Source organism: Alteromonas sp. IB21, from assembly GCF_016405965.1.
Classification (GTDB): Bacteria; Pseudomonadota; Gammaproteobacteria; order Enterobacterales; family Alteromonadaceae; genus Alteromonas.
Window position 1 is genome coordinate 73,024 of record NZ_JAEFCD010000004.1, and the last position, 19,274, is coordinate 92,297.

The window sequence follows — 19,274 nt, forward strand, 5'->3', positions numbered from 1 at the left end:
AATCCCCAGCTTGTCCTGGGGATTTTTTTATTTGTGTCCCACAATAAACATTAAGAGAAAGATATTAATAGCGTCACCTGCAAAAAAACCCCCATGCGGAGGCTCTAATCAGCGTTGCTCATCTAGGGCCCATATCGTGTCAAAGGACGCCTTTGAAAGCCTGTTATTTACACCCTAAATTGCTTAGCAATAGACTCAAGGTGCTGCGCTAGGTCTGCAAGTTCATTACACATCGTGCCTAACTCTCCTGAGCGACTAGCCGTTTGCTCCGTGCGCTGATGAATTTCATCAACATGGCGAACAATGTCTACCGCCACCGTACGCTGATCTTCTGTATTATGTGCAATTTGCTCATTCATCTGATTAATGCGGCCGATGGTACTTGTGATAGTTTCCAAGCTGCTTCCTGCCCTATTAGCAGTTTCTACACTGCTAGAGGCTTGCTCGGTACCGCGAGCCATTACTTCTACCGCAGAGTGTGCTGCGCTTTGTAACTGCTCGATGGTGCTTTGAATCTCTTCGGTAGATTGCTGAGTGCGCGATGCCAACGTTCTCACTTCATCAGCAACAACCGCAAAGCCTCGGCCTTGCTCACCCGCTCGTGCTGCTTCGATAGCAGCGTTTAGCGCGAGTAGGTTTGTTTGCTCAGCAATGCCTTTGATAACATCGAGTACAGAGCCAACTTTATTTGAATCGGATTCAAGTCGCGCGATCACGTCAGCAGTTTCACGTACGTTATCAGCTAACTGCTGAATGCTAGTCACTGTCTGCTGTACAATTTGGCGCCCCTCGCTTGCAGCGCTGGTCGCCTCGTTGGCATCGCTTGCTGCCTGTGCAGCGCTATGAGCAACGCCATCAACCGAACCGCTCATCGTGTCTACAGCCCGCTTAGCATTTGTGGCCGAGCGCTGCTGGACATCTATCGTGCGCTGAGTCTCTTCCGTAACCCCACGTAAGTTTTGCGCAAGGTTAGAAAGGGGCAAGCTCGCTTCAACGACGTCTCGAACAACGCCCTGCAATTTATCCATGAATTGATTGAACCAGTAAACGAGTTCGCCAATCTCGTCTTCGCTTTTCGTTTCTATGCGTACCGTTAGGTCGCCATTTTCTTGCGCTATATCTTTGAGTGAGCGGACAACATCGTCAATGCTTTGCTTAATACCCCTCACAATGGGTACGGCAGTAGCAAACAACAAAATAGTAACGACAATGGCTAAGATTACCCCTGTACTGATAAGCGAGGTATTTGCGCTGTCTGTGTTTTCAAACGCTTCTTCAAACGCTGCTTGCTGAGCATCTCTGAACTGAGACATAGATGCAATAACACCGTCATAAGATTTGTTCATTTTTGAAGAAAGCTCACCAAGGCGGCTAAAGTCAGCAGTGCCGTTAACCATGGACTGAGATACATCGAAAGCGGTGTTGAAGTATTCATCGAATCCAGATGAAATTCTAGAAATATCGCTGCGAAAATCGGGACTAATAGAAGCTATTTGGCTAAGACCTGCTTTCGCTTCATCAACAAGTTCTTGCGCCATGACGAGTGTGTCCTGATCGCCAGTAGTCACTGCGCTTGAAAGGGTGTCACGAACTTTTTGCATTTCAACAAGGGTTGAAGCGGATAACTGTAGCGCAGGGAACTGAACTTTTTGCACTCGCTCGAGGGTCGCGCCGTTATTCAAAGCGGTATAAACAGTAATAAGCAAGTAAATAATAAAACTTAGCGCTGCGATACCCGGAATAAGGAAGATCTTAGTCGCAATTGGCATTTTTTTTAAAAAGTTCATTCGCTGTTCCACTGTTATTATATTTGCTCAATAGTTTTCTAAGTATGAGTGAAAAACTATCTTGTTCTACTTTATCTACTTAATAGCGAAAATCTTTAATTTAATTATAGGCCTCGCACTTATGTGCGAGGCCAAGCAGAGTTTTAGAACGTGTAGTTCACACCTACTTTTAATAGTGTAGCATCGTTCAAATCGTTTAGGTCGTCTGAGTACCAAGTGACATCAGTTTTAAGCGCAAAACCTGGTTCAACGTCGTAACGCACACCAACGGTAACTGCAGATACATCAAGATTTTGCTGCGCAGCTATACCAGCAGCTGTTTGATAGATGCCAGCCACGCCAGCAGCACCATTCCATGTTGCATCAACCACTGCGTCACCTGTCGCGATTGTTGCAGGCAGTGCAGCAATCAGGCCTAACTGGTCGCCATTATCAGCTTCTTCAACTTCATAGGTAATGTGCGGAGTAAACTTACCAAAACGCATGCCAGCGGTAACGTACCATGCTTTGTTATCAGCAATAACAGAACCGTCAACTTCTGTTTGTGTAAATTCCGCACCTATAAACCAATCGTATTTATCGATATCAACGGCAACCTCAAAAAACGTTCCCGTGTCTTCATTAACGCTGAAACCTTCAGCCGCAGTTGAAGCGGTAGGGATGAATGCACCATATTGCGCTAGACCACCGACAAAAGTGTCGAAGTCTGGATTTGCTGCGCTAGTTTTGCCGCGCGCTAACAAAGTACGCGCACTAAACCAATCGCGCGTCGCTTCAAAAGAAACTGCAACAACATCCTCTAATGCCAACGCTGCAGGTGTACCGGAAATGGTTGTGTCAGCTTCAACACGCCCAACCGTAAATTGTGCACCGTATTCCCAGTCACCTGAGTAGTTCATATAGTCAACACGAACACCGTCGATATTATTAAAGTCGATGCCATAAACCGCATCTGGCGGTGTAAGCCAGTGGTAAGAATAACCGATATCAAGTGACGCTGAATATTTGAAGAGCGGCATACGTAGGCGACCGGCACTGATATTGACATTGTTATTCAATACATACGTCATATAAGCCCATTCGAAGTCTGCGTCGTAATCATCTCTACCGCGACCAACCAACTGAGCCGTCGCCGATAATTTATCGCTCACCTCTCCACGAACTTGGAGACCAAATACACTGGCTGGGTCAAAGCTAAAATCACTGTCGTAGTCGTAAACTGATTCGTCGTCATCTAGCGTCATGCCAGCGATCAAGTTAGCAAAGCCGTTAATTTGAATATCGGCAAATGATGGAGTAGCCAAAAGGCCAGCCATAGATAAGATAGCTAATTGGGTTTTCATGCGTGTTCCTTAAATTCTTTGTATAAACGGTCAGTTAAAAGGTTGCGACAACGCGCACGCTGTCGTTCACTGCGCTGGCATCGACATAACCAATAGCGCCGGGATTACCCGCTACTGCAGAAACAACTTCTGCGTCGCTACCCAATGCTTTCGGTGGTTGACCTTTGCCGGTAAACACAAGCTTCGACCAAAAAGCAGTAAGCTGGGCTGCCGTTTTATTCAACACTTTGTCATTGAATTCGTCAGTGGTCGCTTGTCCTTCCGCAAGTGCAACAGGCTCCGCTTGCGCACCGCCGGGAAAAGCCTTGGCTTTGTTCAAGAAAATTCGGCTTATACTGTCTTTATCGAGTGAGTCACCATTGCTGGGATGCACAATAACGGCCACGTCGGCAACTGCAACGTTACAGCAAAGCGCTGCTGCTAATATCCATTTCTTCATGATGTGTCCTCTAAAGTATGTTGAGATACGCGCTCACCGCTATCTACTCTTTAAACACTATTATTTGAATCTTAGTTCGAGTGTGTTGTCGCGGCTGGCGAATATGGGCATGTTCGCTCACATAATTACGACGTGGTAAGTATTAGTCACAAACGCCATAATCGCCAATTTGAGCATAAAAATTTAATGTCTATAAATTAGTGACTTATATAAACACTGGTAATTGGCGCGGAGTGTAGTGGAAGAAAAAAGTTAAGCAACTATACCTACGTCTAACGGGTACAATTAATACTTACAACGCTGAATAAGATAGAAAAATACAACTCCTCAAAACCCGAAAAACATTTGATTATCATAAACTTAAATTAAAACATTTTATTAACAAAGTAATACAGAGGCATGCTAACGTATTAAAATAAATACGTTATTAATTTATGGTTTATCTGACCAAGAGGTCAACAATGCAGGGCAAGTGCCCTGCATATAGAATTATGATTCACCTTTTTTGTAAGGAATTTCTTCTTCAAGTCGCTCAATTTCTTTGGTTCGCTTAAGTGGTGAACCGGTATTACGAGCTAGCCAACTATAGGCTGTTGGCACAACGTATAGTGTCATAAAAGCTGAAACTAAAACGCCGGAGAAAATAACCATACCGATCACCATTCGACTTTCGGCGCCGGGGCCTGAGGCAAGAACTAAAGGAAGAGAGCTAAATACAGTGGTAAAGCCTGTCATTACAATGGGACGCAGGCGCTGGGCCGCGGCACGCTTCAATGCATACTCAAATTCCATGCCCGCATCCCGCAGCTGATTGGCAAACTCCACGATGAGTATGCCGTTTTTAGCGGCGAGTCCAATGAGCATAACTAGTCCAATCTGACTGTATATATTGATTGTCATTCCACTGAAAAACAAACCGATATAGGCGCCTACCAACGCCAATGGCACGGTGAGCATGATCACCAGTGGATGTATCCAGCTTTCGAATTGAGCAGCCAAAATCAGATACGTAATGGCGAGAGCGAGTATAAATACATACACAAAAGAATTGCCGGCTTCTTGATAAAGCTGCGACTCTCCTTTGTAGTCTATCGAAACATTATCGGGAAGCTCCGTCGCGACAATATCTTCAAGATAAGCAAGCGCTTCACCTAGTGTATAACCGTCAGCTAAATTTGCGGAAATCGTGACTGCTCGCATCCTGTTGTAGCGATTTAACTGGGCTGATGTTGCCTGCTCTTCAAACGTTAGCAAATTATCCATGGGAATCAGCTCTCCGGTTCTCGCAGAGCGTACGTATAGATTTTCTATGCTATTAGGGCTTCTAAAATCTTCTTCAATCCCTTCCATGATTACGTCGTATTCCTCTCCTCTATCCAGGAAAGTGGATACGCGACGCTGCCCTAGCATCACTTCTAATGTGCCGCCTATATCGCTGATAGACACGCCGAGATCTGCGGCCCTGTCACGATTAATATTCACCAACAGCTGAGGTGACGTTTCTTTATAGTCTGAGTCAAGGCGGATAAGACCAGGATTGTTGGCCGCTTTTTCAAGCACGATATCTCGCCATGCAACTAAATTTTCATAGGTATCACCTTGCAATACGAATTGCACCGGCCGACCCAAACCGCCCCCCGAGATTCCACTTCGCATTATGGCGAAAGCACGTACATCAGGAACAGAATTCAGTTTCCCGCTAATTTCGTCCATTAGATTAAAGGTACTAAAATCACGCTCATCCCAATCGGCAGAACCGACAATCGCGATACCCGCATTACCACCAAACCCTGGAGTTCGTACAAGTAACCGATTTATTTTTCCATTTTCTCGGTAGGGCATTAAGATGCTTTCAATCTTCTCAAGGTTTTTTGCATTACTTTCAAAGCTTGCCCCTTCCTGTGCATTCATCAGAATAAAGAAATTACCCCTGTCCTCTTTAGGGACAAACTCACTTGGCACTTTCTCTGACAGTTGAACAAGAGCAACAACTGCAATAACGAGCATTAATAGCATAAGAATAGGCTGATGCAGTGTTTTGCCTAGCGTATTGAAGTAGCCGCTTTCAAGTTGTGAAAAACGCTTATCCATCCAACTTCCAAAACCTGATGAGCGGGTGCGTTTTTTGAGAATTTTCGACGCCATCATTGGTGAGAGGGTAAGCGCAGTAAAGCTTGAGAACGCGACAGCGGCGGCAATCGCCAGTGCAAATTCAGTGAACAGTCTTCCTATATTTCCTTCAAGAAATACCAATGGCACAAACACCGAAATAAGAACAAGGGTTGTAGCAATTACGGCAAAACCCACTTCTTTAGCGCCGCGATAAGCCGCTAATATTGGAGGCTCTCCCATCTCGATGCGACGGTATATGTTTTCAAGGACAACAATGGCATCATCGACCACTAAACCAATGGCGAGTACCATTGCAAGCAAAGTAAGCAGGTTGATTGAAAAACCCAATGCATACATCACGATGAAGGCTGCAATTATCGAAACCGGCACGGTAACCGCTGGAATTAACGTTGCTCGAATATTCCCTAGAAACACATAGATCACAATAACAACCATCAACATGGCAATGCCAAGCGTTTCATACACTTCATTGATAGACGCCTCAATGAAAACGGATGAGTCGTAACTTGGAACAATGAAAATATTGTCGGGAAGCGTTGCCTCTATTTTTTCTATTTGCGCTTTTGCTGCCCGCGCGACATCGAGAGTATTTGCTTTAGACTGCTTTATTATTCCCAGCCCTATCATATTTACACCGTCGCCACGAAACTCGGTTTCGTCATCTTCGGCGGTCAGTTCAACGTTAGCAATTTCACCTAAGCGAACGAGATAGCCGTTATCACCTACAGCAACCGTAAGCGCAGCAAAATCATCGGGAGAAAGAAAGGTTCTTGCCACCCGTACTTCAAAGTTCCTATCGGTACTTTCCACCTCACCGGCTGGCAGTTCAACATTTTCAGCGCGAATAACTCGCTCAACATCGGCTACGGTTATTCCTCTTGCTGCCATCGCGTTGCGATCTAAAAACACCTTCATGGCATAGCGTTTACCGCCCCCTAACTGCACTCGGGCTACGCCATCCACAATGGATAACCTGTCGACTAGCACACGCTCAGCATAATCCGTTAGCTCCATCGTATTAAGGTTAGTGCTTCGCAAGTTGTACCAAACGACGGCACTTTCGTCTGAGTTAGCTTTTGATACTTCAGGCGGATCGGCCTGATCAGGCAGGTTATTTAACGCCCGGCTTACTCGTTCACGCACGTCATTCGCAGCGGCATCAATATCCCGCGATAATTTAAATTCGATAGTAATGTCAGACCGACCGTTGCGAGAAGTAGAGGTAACATTCTTAATACCTTCAATACCCGAAATTCTATCTTCCAAAAGTTGAGTGATGCGGGTTTCAACAATATTTGCTGAGGCGCCTGTATAAGTTGTGCTAACCGAGACTATTGGAGGGTCAATATCTGGGTACTCTCGCAAGCTCAACATAGTGAACGCGACAATACCAAAGATGATCAATAGCAAATTGATAACGGTAGCAAAAACCGGGCGCTTTACGGAAACGTCTGATAGTAACATAGCAGTCGGCCCCCTAGCGGTTAAGAACGTTAACCGGAGACTGATCTCGCACGCGCAGCGTCCCCTCGGTTATAATTTCATCCCCTTCGCTGAGACCACCGACTATTTGAACCAAACCAGGTCGGCGCTCGCCTATTTCAACTTCCGTTTGATGGGCAATATTATTTTTAATGACGTAAACAAACTGTTTATCTTGCACAGGTACTAACGCTTTTTCAGGTAGCACTAGTGTATTTAAGACGCGCTTTTCTACCACGACGGTTAATAACATACCCGGACGTAAGCGCTTGTCTTGGTTATCGATTGTTGCTCTTACTCGAATAGAGCGACTAATGGGGTCGAGGCGGGTATCAATATTCGAAATGCTGCCATTGAAGGTTTCACCGGGATAAGCCACTGAGGATGCGGTAAGTGTCTGCCCCTTTGCAACGCTCGCCAAGTGATTTTCAGCGATGTTAAAATCTACTTTGATAACGCTGATATCATCTAATGATGTGATGGTATCGCCTGGCTGCACTAAAGAGCCGATGCTGATTTCTCGGTTACCTAAAAGCCCGCTGAAAGGCGCGCGAATTTGCAAATCATCGAGCTGGGCTAAGGCAATATTCAGCTGAGCTTCAAGCGCTTTTACACGAGCCTGTTGTTCATCGAGCAGTTGTTCGGATGTGGCGTTCGACTGACGCAGATCGGCTATACGCGTAAATTGTCGCTTTGCCTCATCTATATTCGCTCTTAGTTCTTCGACTCGAGCTCGCTCTTCTGTATCGTTAAGTTGGACAAGCACCTCGCCTTTTTTCGCCTCATCACCATCTTCAAAGTTAATGGCTTTTACCGTATCGGTAACTTGGGCGGTGATATTGACTGATTCGTTGGCAATTGCTGTGCCCAAGGATTCTATAGTAATAGGAAATGCTTGCGAAGAAACAAACGCCGTATTGACCGGCGTAGCCCTTGGACCACTCTGGCTGGCGCTTTGTTCTTCAGGGATATTTAAGTACACCACAATACCTGCGAGCAATACCACACCAATGAGTAATGGCGATAAAGAAAATCGTGAAGACATAACCTTTCCTATAGGTAAAAGCGTCCCACCGAGCATAATTTTTTATAAAAAAATATTGGTCAATGGGTACTCAAGCACACAAATAAGTCGCTCATATATCAGATAAGCGCCGCTAACCGTTAATTCGCGTACTGCGTTATTGTTGTTTTATTTTATTTTTTGCGTAGAGTCTGTGGCTTTATTGTCGTTGATATTTTAATAACCTTTAACAGACATAACCTGTATTTTACTCAAATCGATGCGCAACTTATTTCACTTATCAGCTTTATTCGCTGTTTTAACGCTTTTCTCCTGTACGGGATCAGAACCTAGCAAACCTATGTGCCGTTTTTCGAGTGAGGTATTAGCAAGATTGGACGCGTTGCAAACAAATAGCGCATCAGAAGTCACTGCTGCGGCGTGCTTAATAAAAGTTGATAAAAAGGTGCTCCTAATAAGACACCGCCTGTCAAATAAACTTGATTTCCCTGGTGGTGGGCTTGCAAATAGTGAATCGCCAGCCTGTGCGGCTCATAGAGAAACATGGGAAGAAACGGGATTTAACGTAGAGGTTTCACAATATTTAGCGACGACAAAAAATGGCCTAGCCTTATTCGGCTGCGCACTAGATGCCGGTGTAGAAACGTTTCCTGACGCCTTTGATGCTCCACCATGGGCTAAACTAGAGGTAAAAGGGCTGGAAAAGGTCGACCCATTCTCTATTGATGAGAAGTCAATGCGATTTGCAGACGACCTTATTCCCTTGCGCGATGGCTATACCCAATTCGTTATAAACCAGCACTGACAAATCGTTGTTCATTAATATCGGTATTGGTAAATTGTCTACACGTTTGAAAAAGGAGAACTGGCTTGTTTTCACTGCCGACCTTAAGCCTTAAAGGCAAAGTATCTGAACAAGAGTGGAATACACGTGTCGATTTGGCCGCTTGCTACCGCTTAGTCGCAGACATGCGATGGGGAGACCTTATCTACACGCATATATCTGCGAAAGTTCCTGGAACGGATCACTATCTAGTTAACGCTTTCGGCCTTGGGTTTGATGAAGTCACGGCCTCAAATTTAGTGAAAGTCGATTTGGAAGGCAATATTCTAGATGACACGCCTTACGGCATAAACCCTGCGGGCTTTACGATTCATAGCGCGATTCACGAAGTGCGACACGACGCGCAGTGTGTCATCCATCTTCATACTCTGGCTACAATATCGGTAGCGTCGGTAAAAGGTGGGCTCAAACCGTGGAGCCAATACTCTATGTTCTCTTTGCCATCGCTGTCTTATCACAGTTATGAAGGATTAGCGGTGGATGAAAGCGAGAAAAAGCGCCTTCAGGACGACCTTGGCGATACTAACCACATGCTATTACCCAATCACGGTGGACTTACTCTTGGTCCAACCGTGGGAGACGCCTTTATGCGCTTCTACGACTTGCAACGGGCCTGCGAAATTCAGCTTGCTTTAATGCAATCGAATGAGGAAATCATAGAAATACCTCAAACTATTATCGACGGTATTTATGCTCAGGCGAAAATTGTCCATAGTGGCGAAACCGGTGGACAAAAAGCGTGGCCTGCTATGCTAAGAAAAGCGTACAAGTTAGATCCAAGCTTTTGCGAATAGCGAAAGCCTATTCGCCCCCTTTGCGATGACGGCCTTGTTTCGCTCTCCGACTGAAATAAGATTGCCAAACAGCGTTCAGCCATCATGCGCGCGCCCACTCTTTTAAACAGGAATTGTATTAACACTATGAAAGTTACCAAAGTAGAAATTTTTGATATTGAATGCCCGAAACGCCCACAGTGGAACCCTGTTTTTGTGCGCGTCTATACTGATGAAGGTATCACTGGGGTGGGTGAGGCAGGTCTTGCTTACGACTGGGGTCATAGCGCCGCAGCTCATATGATTAAAGAGATTGCTGAAGCTATGCTTATTGGCTTTAACCCGTTCCATACCGAGTTGCTTTGGTCGAGAATGCTGCGCGAGGGCTTTTGGGGCCTGGGTGGCGGACCAGTTATTTATGCAGCAATGAGTGCCATCGACACAGCACTTTGGGACATAAAGGGTAAAGCACTTGGCCTACCGGTTTATGAATTGCTAGGTGGAAAGACTAACGGCAAGTTACGCAGCTATGCTAGCCAGCTACAGTTTGACTGGGACAAAGAAGTGACCAAGCTCAATGACCCTGCTGATTATGCCCGAGCAACAGAGAAAGCCCTTAAAGACGGTTATGATGCAGTCAAAGTAGACCCTATTGTTTACGATAAAGACGGCAACACTCACTTTGACAGAACTAAGCTCTTCACCAAACCTGAGCTTAAGCTTTTCAAAGCACGTCTTCAGGCCATTCGAGATACTATGGGTGAAGATGGCGACATTATCTTTGAATGCCACAGCTTGTTAGGCGCATCTACCGCTATACAGCTAGGCGATATTGTAGAAGAAATTGGCTGCTTATATTATGAAGAGCCAGTGAACTACCTGAACTCAAAATTACATGACAAAGTGGCTAAAAACGTAAACGTACCTATAGCGGGCGGCGAGCGTTTATATCACCGTTGGGATGTTCGCCCTTACCTTGAAGATCAATCCATTGATGTTCTGCAACCAGATGTAGGTCTGTGTGGCGGCTTCACAGAAGCCAAAAAAGTATGTGATTACGCAGATATCTACGACGTACGAATTCAAGCCCACGTTTGCGGCGGTCCGGTCGCCACAGCAGCTAGCCTTCATTTGGAAACCGCAATTCCTAATTTCTTAATTCACGAGCATCACACTTACGCGATTAAAGATTGGAACCGTGAGTTGTGCATTCAGGATCCACAGCCGGTGAATGGTTTTATAGAAGCCCCTGACACGCCGGGAATTGGCATTGACTTGAACGACGAGGTTGTTTATCGCTCACCGCATATGACGGTAACCGAGCTAAAATAATCCGCGTAAGCTACTGGCAAAAATATTGGTTCAATTCCAAACCGTACAGTTGGCCTATTGTTCTTCGATAGGCCATTCGTTAGCAACCTTTTTAAACATCTTTACCCGTTAAACGAAGTCGTACCAATGCTTAGCGTTGAGTGAGAATAACGCCGTTTTTTGTTCATCAGATAGCGGCGCTGTTATATCTAAATAACCTTGCCATAACTTTTCATAAGGCATACGCCACCGACAAAGCGGATAATTACTGGCAAACATTAGCTGGCTTATTTCTACCGTTTCTAACAGCGTGTTTAACACGAATGACGCCCGCGGCCATTGCCAGTTGCGCTCCTGCATTTCTAAACCCGAAAATTTAAACGCCACCTGCCCTGTTTCAGCTAAACAGCGTAGATTATTACGCCACATTTTAAATGCCAAATGCGCAGTAGAAAGCGGTGCTACAGCACAATGATTTACCACAATTCGCAAAGTCGGCTCTCGTTCAAGCACATAGAGTAGCGCGCGAACTGCATAGATATCGGCTAAATCAAACTGGGCGTCGAAACCTAACCCTCGGGCAGCCATATGCCTTAGACCCCACTGCACGTTTGGCCGTCGTAAAAGCGTGCCTGCATCATCATCTAGAATATGGCGCAAGCCGCGCACCGAAGAATAAGTTTTTAACTTATCTATATGGCTACCGACATGATTTTCAGTTAAATCTATGCAGGCAACCGACCGAAAAGGCAATGTGCAGTGGCGTTCTAAAAAGGCGATTTCTCGCCATGGCTTTTGATTATCGAAACCGGCCTCGATATGAACAAATCCCGCAAGCTGCCCTCGTGCTGCACGAAAAAGGTCGTTCTCAGCGGTATTCTTGGCAATAGCGCTTTTATCGGGCCAAAAAGGCATATTAGAGGGCTTTAGCCAGTGATACTGCCCCTCACGCAAGGCAAATAAATGAATATGCGGATCTATCCACCCAGGTAAATGCTGACTCATTTTATGTGACCTTGTTTGTGGTACTTAGCTGTGATGCTTGGGCTCAAGTATATGCCTAACGTTAAAACTTAAGCACGGTAAAGGTTTGCTCTTGAACTCTCTACCTGCTTTCGAACTCACCGCTTAACTATTGCGCGGTGTAGCCGCCATCAATGGCGTATAAACTTCCCGTGATAAAGGAGGCTTTGCTGCTGCACAAAAAGTACGTCAATTCGGCGACGTCGTCTGGCTGGCCTAGTCGGCCAATGGGCTGTGCGGCGGCTTCTTCAGCTACCACGTCATCCTTATTTGCCCCTGAGCGAGCTACATAATTGTCGATAGCGTTGTGAAAAAGTGGCGTTTCAATAGTTCCAGGGCACACTGCGTTTACGCGAATATTGTATGTCGCATAATCAAGCGCCGTCGTTTTCGCCATAGACGCTAGCGCCCCTTTGCTTACACCATAAGCAAATGAGTTTCGTTTTCCCACAAAAGACTGGTCAGAGCCCATCACAACGATAGCACCGCTACCTTGTGCTTTCATTGTGGGCAAACAGGATTTTATTGCGCCATAAGCCCCTTTGATATTTAGGTTTATGACTTTATCAAGCAAGGCTTCATCAGTGTCTTCGATGGTAGCTGATACATGTATACCCGCGTTGCACACTAGCGCATCTATGCGCTTATAGGCAGCAAGAACCTCGCTTATTGATGATTCGATGTTTCTGACTACGCTCACATCGCAGGGCTTCCAAAGGCAATTAGATAACGGTTGCTCGAAGTCTCTGATATCAAGATTAATCACATTGTAACCGTTTTGACTGAACAGCTTACAAACTGCATAACCAATCCCAAGACTCCCACCAGTTACAATGCAAACCGGGCGATGATGACGTTCGTCTTTATTTAAAGCACTGTTGATTGCCGCGTTTGTACTATTCGACTTACCTGATGCCATATTGTTGTAAACCACGTTTTGTCTAACTTTCATTTCTATGGCGTAAGCATGCCAGTGAGGAAGATAAAAGCAAGTAAACTTAGCTATGTTGTTTCATTGCTATACTTTGCCCAGCCCAACGGCAACACGAGATGGGCTAAGGCGCCTTTTATCACCCAAATTTATTATTAACTTTCCTTTAACGGACTATTACGACTCGGCTTTTTGTGACTATAATAGACCAAATTAAAACACTTGTTTGAAAAAGGAGTCATCCATGCCTCTGTACCATGCCCCTACAACTGACTTTCAGTTTTTATTAAAAGACTGGCTTGGACTTGATGCCCATTACCAAAAGCTTGGCATAGCCGATTTTGATAGCGAATTGGCGAATGAAATTATTGCTCAGGGTGCTAAGTTTGCGTTAGACGTAGTTGCCCCTTTAAACCGTGAAGGTGACGAAGAAGGTTGTAAACTAGAAAACGGCAAAGTAACCACCCCTAAAGGGTTTGCAGATGCCTACCAGGAATATGTGGCTAATGGCTGGAATGCCATGTTAGGCTCAGCTGAATACGATGGTCAAGATTTGCCTTACACCATGGCTGTTCCGGTTCATGAAATGCTTAATGCCGCCAACCTAAGCTGGCGTCTAACGACCATGCTTACGGAAAGTGCAACCCTTGCGGTAACAAAGCACGCCAGTAAAGAGTTTAAAGATATCTATCTTGCTAAGCTTATTAGCGGTGAGTGGACAGGCACGATGAACCTGACTGAACCACACGCAGGTACGGATTTAAGCTTACTTAGCACGAAAGCCGAACCACAAGGCGACGGCAGCTACAAAGTAACTGGCAACAAAATATTTATCACCGCTGGCGATCACGATTGGAGCGCTAACGTTATCCACCTTGTATTAGCACGCCTACCTGATGCGCCGAAAGGCGTAAAAGGGATAAGCTTGTTCTTAGTGCCCAAGTTTTTACCCGACACAAACAATGAACCAGGTGAAGCAAATAGCCTGTCAGTGGGAAGTATAGAACATAAAATGGGTATCAAGGCGAGCCCAACCTGCGTGATGAATTTTGACGGTGCTACTGGCTATCTTGTTGGCGAAGAGAACCAGGGCTTAGCCTGTATGTTTACTATGATGAACGACGCGCGTTTCCAAGTAGGCTTACAAGGTCTAGGTGCCGCTGAAGCCTCTTATCAAGGTGCGCTGACGTATGCCCGCGAACGTGTTCAATCTCGTGCGCCACAAGGCATTCAGAACCCGGATGGTAAAGCAGATCCTATCGTATTTCAGCCCGATGTAGCGCGCATGCTGCTCACTCAGAAGTCACTGATTGAAGGCTGTCGTGCTCTGTCACTGTTCTATGCCAAATTTATGGACGTTGAGAAACACACTGAAGGCCAAGAAAAAGAAGATGCTGAAAAGATACTTCAGTTTTTGACGCCAATTTGTAAAGCGTTCATGACTGATATGGGCCTTGAAACCACCAGCCTAGGCGTACAGGTATTCGGTGGGCATGGATTTATTCGCGAGTGGGGTATGGAGCAGTTAATGCGAGATGTGCGCATTGCGATGCTTTATGAAGGCACTAACGGTATTCAGGCGCTAGATCTCATCGGCCGTAAATTAACTCGTGATGGCGGCCAAATGATGGAAGCAACCTACAATGCATTCTGTGCCCTTGTTGACGATATTCAAGATAGTGAAGCAAAGAACTTGGCCCAGGGAATTCTGGACGACTGGCGCGCTTCCTCGGCTGATTGTCTCGGTATGGATGCAACTACCGCCGCATCGGCCGCCTGTGACTATCTCGCCTACAGTGCTTACTCACTTATTGGGGTGCTATGGTACAGCATGGCTGATAAAGCACAGCACTCAGAAAACGCGGTACTTGCTTCATCGAAACTGAAAACTCGGGATTTTTATATGGAACGGATACTTGTACGTCGCGATGCTCACAAAGCGGCGTATAAAGCAGGACCAGACAGTACCCTTGCTATTTCAGGAAACGAGTTCGACTATTTATAATAACGAAATGGTCGATCGTAAATCGTTAGAGGCCCACAGTTGATGGGCCTAACGCAAGAAAGGTCACGTTAACGTGACCTTTTTAATAGTTACTGCAGGATGAACATCCTTCGCTATCGCTAGCATTTCAATCAGTACTTTATGAGCGTACCTTTGACAAGTTTGCGATATCTCTCGTTTAGAGCAACCTTAGCTCAAGAAAGCTTAATGTGTTGCTGCAACTTGCGTTGCAAACGTATCTGAAAACCAATCGTTAAGCATCGCTTTTTCATAAGACAATGATTCTGTGCGATTGCGACGAATGTTCGACTCCATAAAGTCCATATCTTTAAGTTTGACCTCTTCGCCACTCACAACTACCTGTCCGTCAGCGTCTGTGAGCGTGTAACTAAACGTCATGCGCGGTATGTCGATACGCTTTATGATGCGAACATCACTTCCAGCTCCGTTACCAAAGCCAACGAATTGACTTGGCCAAACTTGTCCAGCCAAATCAACATTGGTTACCGTCATAGACAACACCTGCGATTCAGGCAAGTCTTTAGCGAGTTCAACTATGTGCGATTCAAGCTCTTCAAGCGTACGTTCCCGAAAGCGTTTGCGGGACTCATTCGTGGGCCTGATGTCGCTATAAGACTCTGGCTCTTCCCACGTAATCTTAACCTCTGCCGCTTGTGTGGGAGCAAAAACAGCAAGTAGTCCAACTGCTGCTACGCAGCTCAAACAAGAAAAAGTACGTAGTTTATTCACTTTTATGCTCCTAAGTTCAGTCGATTAAACCGTGAGTTAGCAAGCAATGTGAAATCGTTTACTCAATTCACTACTGGCGCATGACGAAAAGGCTAATGCATTTAACTAGACTAATTTCGCTTTGCGACCTGCATAACTGGCGACTGCTTTATGGTTAGGCAGAGTTGAGCCCTTTTAGTTCCCGAAAAATTAGGGTTTATGTCATCATTTTCACAGTAGGTGTTATAAAACCGCTTAACGCTTGCTGTGTCGGCGGTAATTTGTTGAATGTAGCTTTGCTGATAAGGTTTTAAAGGGCTAAGCTTCTCGTTGATTTCTTTCTGCAAACTAGCCAGTTCTTCACGTTCGGCAAGGGTAGAAATTGATACCAGCCAATCGGACACGGTATTTTGGATATCTTCAAACAGATACTGAACAAAAGGAGAGCGCAAAACTAAGATCAAAACAATGATCTCAGCGGCTATGATAAAAAACCTTAACATGACTTCTCAGCTAGCTTCGATGGACGTTTACGACAAATAGCGCCAATGTTTCTGCAATTTGCGAAGCGGCTCTTAATCAAAGCTTTCACCAACTTCGGCTTTCATAAACCTTCACTGTACACGATGGGGTCAGTCATTGACCATATTAATGTTAAAGATAGTAGAGTGATGCCTGGTTAATTGTAAATACTGCGAACTATACTCATGTATGCTAAACGACAAGAAGTGCCTGACGCTAGCTTACTGTATTGCTATGTTGACACTGATAGTTAAGTCAAAGAAATACAGCGTTACATCCGGGCACCTTTCGAAACTTTCAGTATTGACTGAAAGTTCAAAAAGATTCACCATACGCCGCATTATTGATCTATGTTAAAGATGATGGTGTGAACCACGTTATACTGCGCTGGCAGTTCGCTACATCATATAAGGTTAAGCTATGAATGAACAAATACCGGTAAAGACCGTTACACCGGTAAAGGTACATAAGCCCAAAGGAGCCACTGAGGGCAAACGCCACGACTCTCGCAGCCGTATCTATGTCCGTGCAGTTCAAGGCCCACTTGAAACCTTCAGACGATTCTTTGGGCTCTTTTTTCTGGCCCTTTTCGCCGTTATTCCGTGGATTCAGTACAACGGCCATCAGGCAGTGCTTCTTGATATTGGCGAGCAGCGTTTTACGATTTTTTCGCTTACCCTATGGCCCCAAGACCTTACGCTACTGGCCTACATATTTATTGTTTCTGCCTTCGCCCTCTTTTTTGTTACCACGTTTGCTGGTCGAGTCTGGTGCGGCTTTATGTGCCCGCAAACAACGTGGGTTTATATTTATACTTGGTTCGAGGAGAAGTTCGAAGGCCCACGAAATAAACGCATCGCGCTTGATGCCCGCAAAATGGATGCCGATAAGTTTATACGCAAAACGGCAAAGCATACCGCATGGGTGTTAGTCGCACTTTTAACGGCATTAACCTTTGTTGGCTACTTTACGCCAATTGATGCACTGTTTATTGACTTTGTAACCTTCAACACCGGTTTTTGGGCTGGTTTTTCCGTTATATTTTTCGCGGTTTGTACTTATGGTAATGCGGGTTATATGCGAGAAATCATGTGTACACACATTTGCCCTTACGCGCGCTTCCAGTCGGCCATGTTCGACAAAGACACCTTTACCGTTTCATACAACGCAAAACGGGGTGAGCAGCGCGGTCCTCGACCTCGTAAACTTAGTCACGAACAGGTGCAAGAGAAAGGTTTAGGCGACTGTATCGACTGTAACTTGTGCGTACAGGTATGCCCAACCGGTATCGATATACGCAATGGCCTTCAGTATGAGTGCATTAACTGTGGCGCATGTGTGGATGCTTGTAACGGTGTTATGGATAAAATGGGCTACCCCAAAGGGCTCATTAGTTTCACATCCGAAGAAGAATTGGCTGGAGGTAAGACTCACATTATTCGCCCCAAATTGGTAGGTTATTTTGTTGTGCTTTTGGTCATGACAGGATTGCTGGTTGCCAACATCTGGATGCGTAGCCCGACGGAAGTAGACATTATTCGCGACAGGAATTCATTGTACCGCGAGACCAACGAGGGTCTTATTGAAAATGTTTATACCATCAAGGTGCTCAACAAAACTCAGCAAACGCAAACCTACTCGATTACTGTGAAAGGCCTACCGGATTATCAATACATTGGTGAGCAACAGGTGACAGTTTCTGGAGGTGCGGTCTACAGTACGCCGATTTCAGTTGCAACTGACGCCTATAATCTGGAAGATACGGTTACCGATATTTTTATCAGTGTAACCTCCACAATTGATGGGGAAACGGTTACGGTTGATGAACCAACGAAGTTCCTTTATCGATGACAGATTTTTCTTTCTCTGGGCTTAGCCCAGATACCATATTAGATGCCCTGGAAAGCCAGGGCATTTTTCTTCAAAGCGGCTTGTTAGCGCTTAACAGTTATGAAAACCGGGTTTACCAATTTCTTGCCGAAGATGGCAAGCGTTACGTTGCCAAGTTCTATCGCCCAGGCCGCTGGAGCGACACTCAAATCAGCGAAGAGCATGAGTTTGCTCAAGAACTTATAGAGAATGAAATTCCCTTGGCCGCGCCTATTGCCATAAACGGCAGTACGTTGCACCATCACAAAGTAGGTGAGACCGACTACCGCTTTGCGCTGTTTCCCTCTGTTGGCGGCAGACAATTTGAAAATGATAACCTAGACCAACTCGAGTGGATGGGCCGCTTTATAGGTCGCATTCATCGTGTCGCTCATTCCAAAGCATTTACTTCTCGCCCTTCCATTGATGTTGAAAGCTATCTCAACGAGCCAAAACAAGTGCTCGAGCAAAGTACGTTGCTACCTGATCATTTAAAAACCGCATTTTTTGCCATATTAAATCCCGTCATTTCTGCCACCAAAGAAGCGTATAAGCCCACCTCTTCTATTCGTTTGCATGGCGATTGTCATCCTGGGAATATTTTATGGCGAGACGGCCCGACATTTGTTGATCTTGACGACTGCCGCATGGGGCCTGCTATTCAAGATTTGTGGATGATGCTGAGTGGAGATCGTCAGCAGCAGCTTTTACAGTTAGATACGCTGGTAGAAGCCTACGAAGAGTTTCATTCTTTCGACACCACACAGCTTGTGCTTATCGAACCCCTTCGCGCTATGCGTATGGTGCATTATATGGCGTGGCTGTCTAGACGCTGGAAAGATCCTGCCTTTCCTCGCGCATTTCCTTGGTTTGCAGAAGACAAATACTGGGAAGGTCAAATTCTCGCCCTAAAAGAACAAATGTCAGCTCTTCAAGAGCCAGCGTTGAAGCTTGGCTATTAAATGGGCCAGGTGCGGCATTTTGTTTCACCTGCATCATTATTTTCTGATGCTGACCACAGGTTAGTTCGACACGGTTACCATTTTAACGCTCAGTTAC

The 19,274-nt window shown here is 45.5% G+C and carries 15 protein-coding genes; 6 read left to right on the plus strand and 9 right to left on the minus strand.

All coding sequences use genetic code 11. The annotated features are described in order from the left end of the window. Positions 1–167: 167 nt before the first annotated feature. From JC525_RS04400 to JC525_RS04420, 5 genes are all read right to left on the minus strand, one after another. A complete protein-coding gene (locus tag JC525_RS04400) occupies positions 168–1,787 on the minus strand; it encodes a methyl-accepting chemotaxis protein (protein ID WP_198814708.1) in 1,620 nt (539 codons plus the stop codon). A gap of 143 nt (positions 1,788–1,930) precedes the next feature. Beyond that, a complete protein-coding gene (locus JC525_RS04405) occupies positions 1,931–3,130 on the minus strand; it encodes a topoisomerase IV (protein ID WP_198814709.1) in 1,200 nt (399 codons plus the stop codon). A gap of 34 nt (positions 3,131–3,164) precedes the next feature. After that, entirely contained in the window at positions 3,165–3,569 is a 405-nt protein-coding gene (locus JC525_RS04410; RefSeq protein ID WP_198814710.1) for a substrate-binding domain-containing protein, read from the minus strand. A gap of 489 nt (positions 3,570–4,058) precedes the next feature. Then, positions 4,059–7,166, minus strand: a complete 3,108-nt coding sequence (locus JC525_RS04415) for an efflux RND transporter permease subunit (RefSeq protein ID WP_198814711.1) — start codon at positions 7,164–7,166, stop codon at positions 4,059–4,061. 13 nt (positions 7,167–7,179) lie between these two features. After that, positions 7,180–8,229 carry an efflux RND transporter periplasmic adaptor subunit gene (locus JC525_RS04420; protein ID WP_198814712.1) on the minus strand — a complete coding sequence of 350 codons (1,050 nt, stop codon included), beginning with the start codon at positions 8,227–8,229 and terminating at the stop codon, positions 7,180–7,182. 361 nt (positions 8,230–8,590) lie between these two features. Between JC525_RS04420 and JC525_RS04425 the strand changes: the two genes are divergently transcribed. From JC525_RS04425 to JC525_RS04435, 3 genes are all read left to right on the plus strand, one after another. Further along, the gene (locus tag JC525_RS04425; protein WP_233094974.1) at positions 8,591–9,013 is read left to right on the plus strand and encodes an NUDIX hydrolase; all 423 of its coding nucleotides are present in this window, start codon (positions 8,591–8,593) and stop codon (positions 9,011–9,013) included. Between the two features lie 65 nt (positions 9,014–9,078). Next, a complete protein-coding gene (locus JC525_RS04430) occupies positions 9,079–9,846 on the plus strand; it encodes a class II aldolase/adducin family protein (protein ID WP_198814714.1) in 768 nt (255 codons plus the stop codon). Between the two features lie 126 nt (positions 9,847–9,972). Further along, a complete protein-coding gene (locus tag JC525_RS04435) occupies positions 9,973–11,157 on the plus strand; it encodes a mandelate racemase/muconate lactonizing enzyme family protein (RefSeq protein ID WP_120960909.1) in 1,185 nt (394 codons plus the stop codon). A 108-nt stretch (positions 11,158–11,265) separates the two neighbouring features. On the opposite strand, the gene JC525_RS04440 is transcribed toward JC525_RS04435, so the two are convergent. Further along, positions 11,266–12,141, minus strand: a complete 876-nt coding sequence (locus JC525_RS04440) for an amidohydrolase family protein (protein ID WP_198814715.1) — start codon at positions 12,139–12,141, stop codon at positions 11,266–11,268. Between the two features lie 127 nt (positions 12,142–12,268). Beyond that, on the minus strand, positions 12,269–13,111 hold the full coding sequence (locus tag JC525_RS04445) for an SDR family NAD(P)-dependent oxidoreductase (RefSeq protein ID WP_233094975.1): 843 nt from the start codon (positions 13,109–13,111) through the stop codon (positions 12,269–12,271). A 223-nt stretch (positions 13,112–13,334) separates the two neighbouring features. On the opposite strand from JC525_RS04445, the gene JC525_RS04450 reads away from it, so the two are divergent. Further along, on the plus strand, positions 13,335–15,095 hold the full coding sequence (locus tag JC525_RS04450; RefSeq protein WP_198814716.1) for an acyl-CoA dehydrogenase family protein: 1,761 nt from the start codon (positions 13,335–13,337) through the stop codon (positions 15,093–15,095). 204 nt (positions 15,096–15,299) lie between these two features. Here JC525_RS04450 and JC525_RS04455 read toward each other — a convergent pair whose 3' ends face one another. Both JC525_RS04455 and JC525_RS04460 read right to left on the minus strand, forming a co-directional pair. Beyond that, positions 15,300–15,845, minus strand: coding sequence for a DUF3016 domain-containing protein (locus JC525_RS04455; RefSeq protein ID WP_198814717.1), 546 nt, complete (start codon positions 15,843–15,845; stop codon positions 15,300–15,302). 110 nt (positions 15,846–15,955) lie between these two features. Beyond that, positions 15,956–16,327, minus strand: coding sequence for a hypothetical protein (locus tag JC525_RS04460; protein WP_198814718.1), 372 nt, complete (start codon positions 16,325–16,327; stop codon positions 15,956–15,958). 439 nt (positions 16,328–16,766) lie between these two features. Here JC525_RS04460 and ccoG point away from each other — a divergent pair, with 439 nt between their 5' ends. Continuing rightward, positions 16,767–18,197, plus strand: coding sequence for a cytochrome c oxidase accessory protein CcoG (gene ccoG / locus JC525_RS04465; RefSeq protein ID WP_198814719.1), 1,431 nt, complete (start codon positions 16,767–16,769; stop codon positions 18,195–18,197). Next, complete coding sequence (locus JC525_RS04470; RefSeq protein WP_198814720.1) at positions 18,194–19,177, plus strand: serine/threonine protein kinase; 984 nt, start codon at positions 18,194–18,196, stop codon at positions 19,175–19,177. Before ccoG ends, JC525_RS04470 begins: the two co-directional genes overlap by 4 nt. The last annotated feature ends 97 nt before the right edge of the window (positions 19,178–19,274 follow it).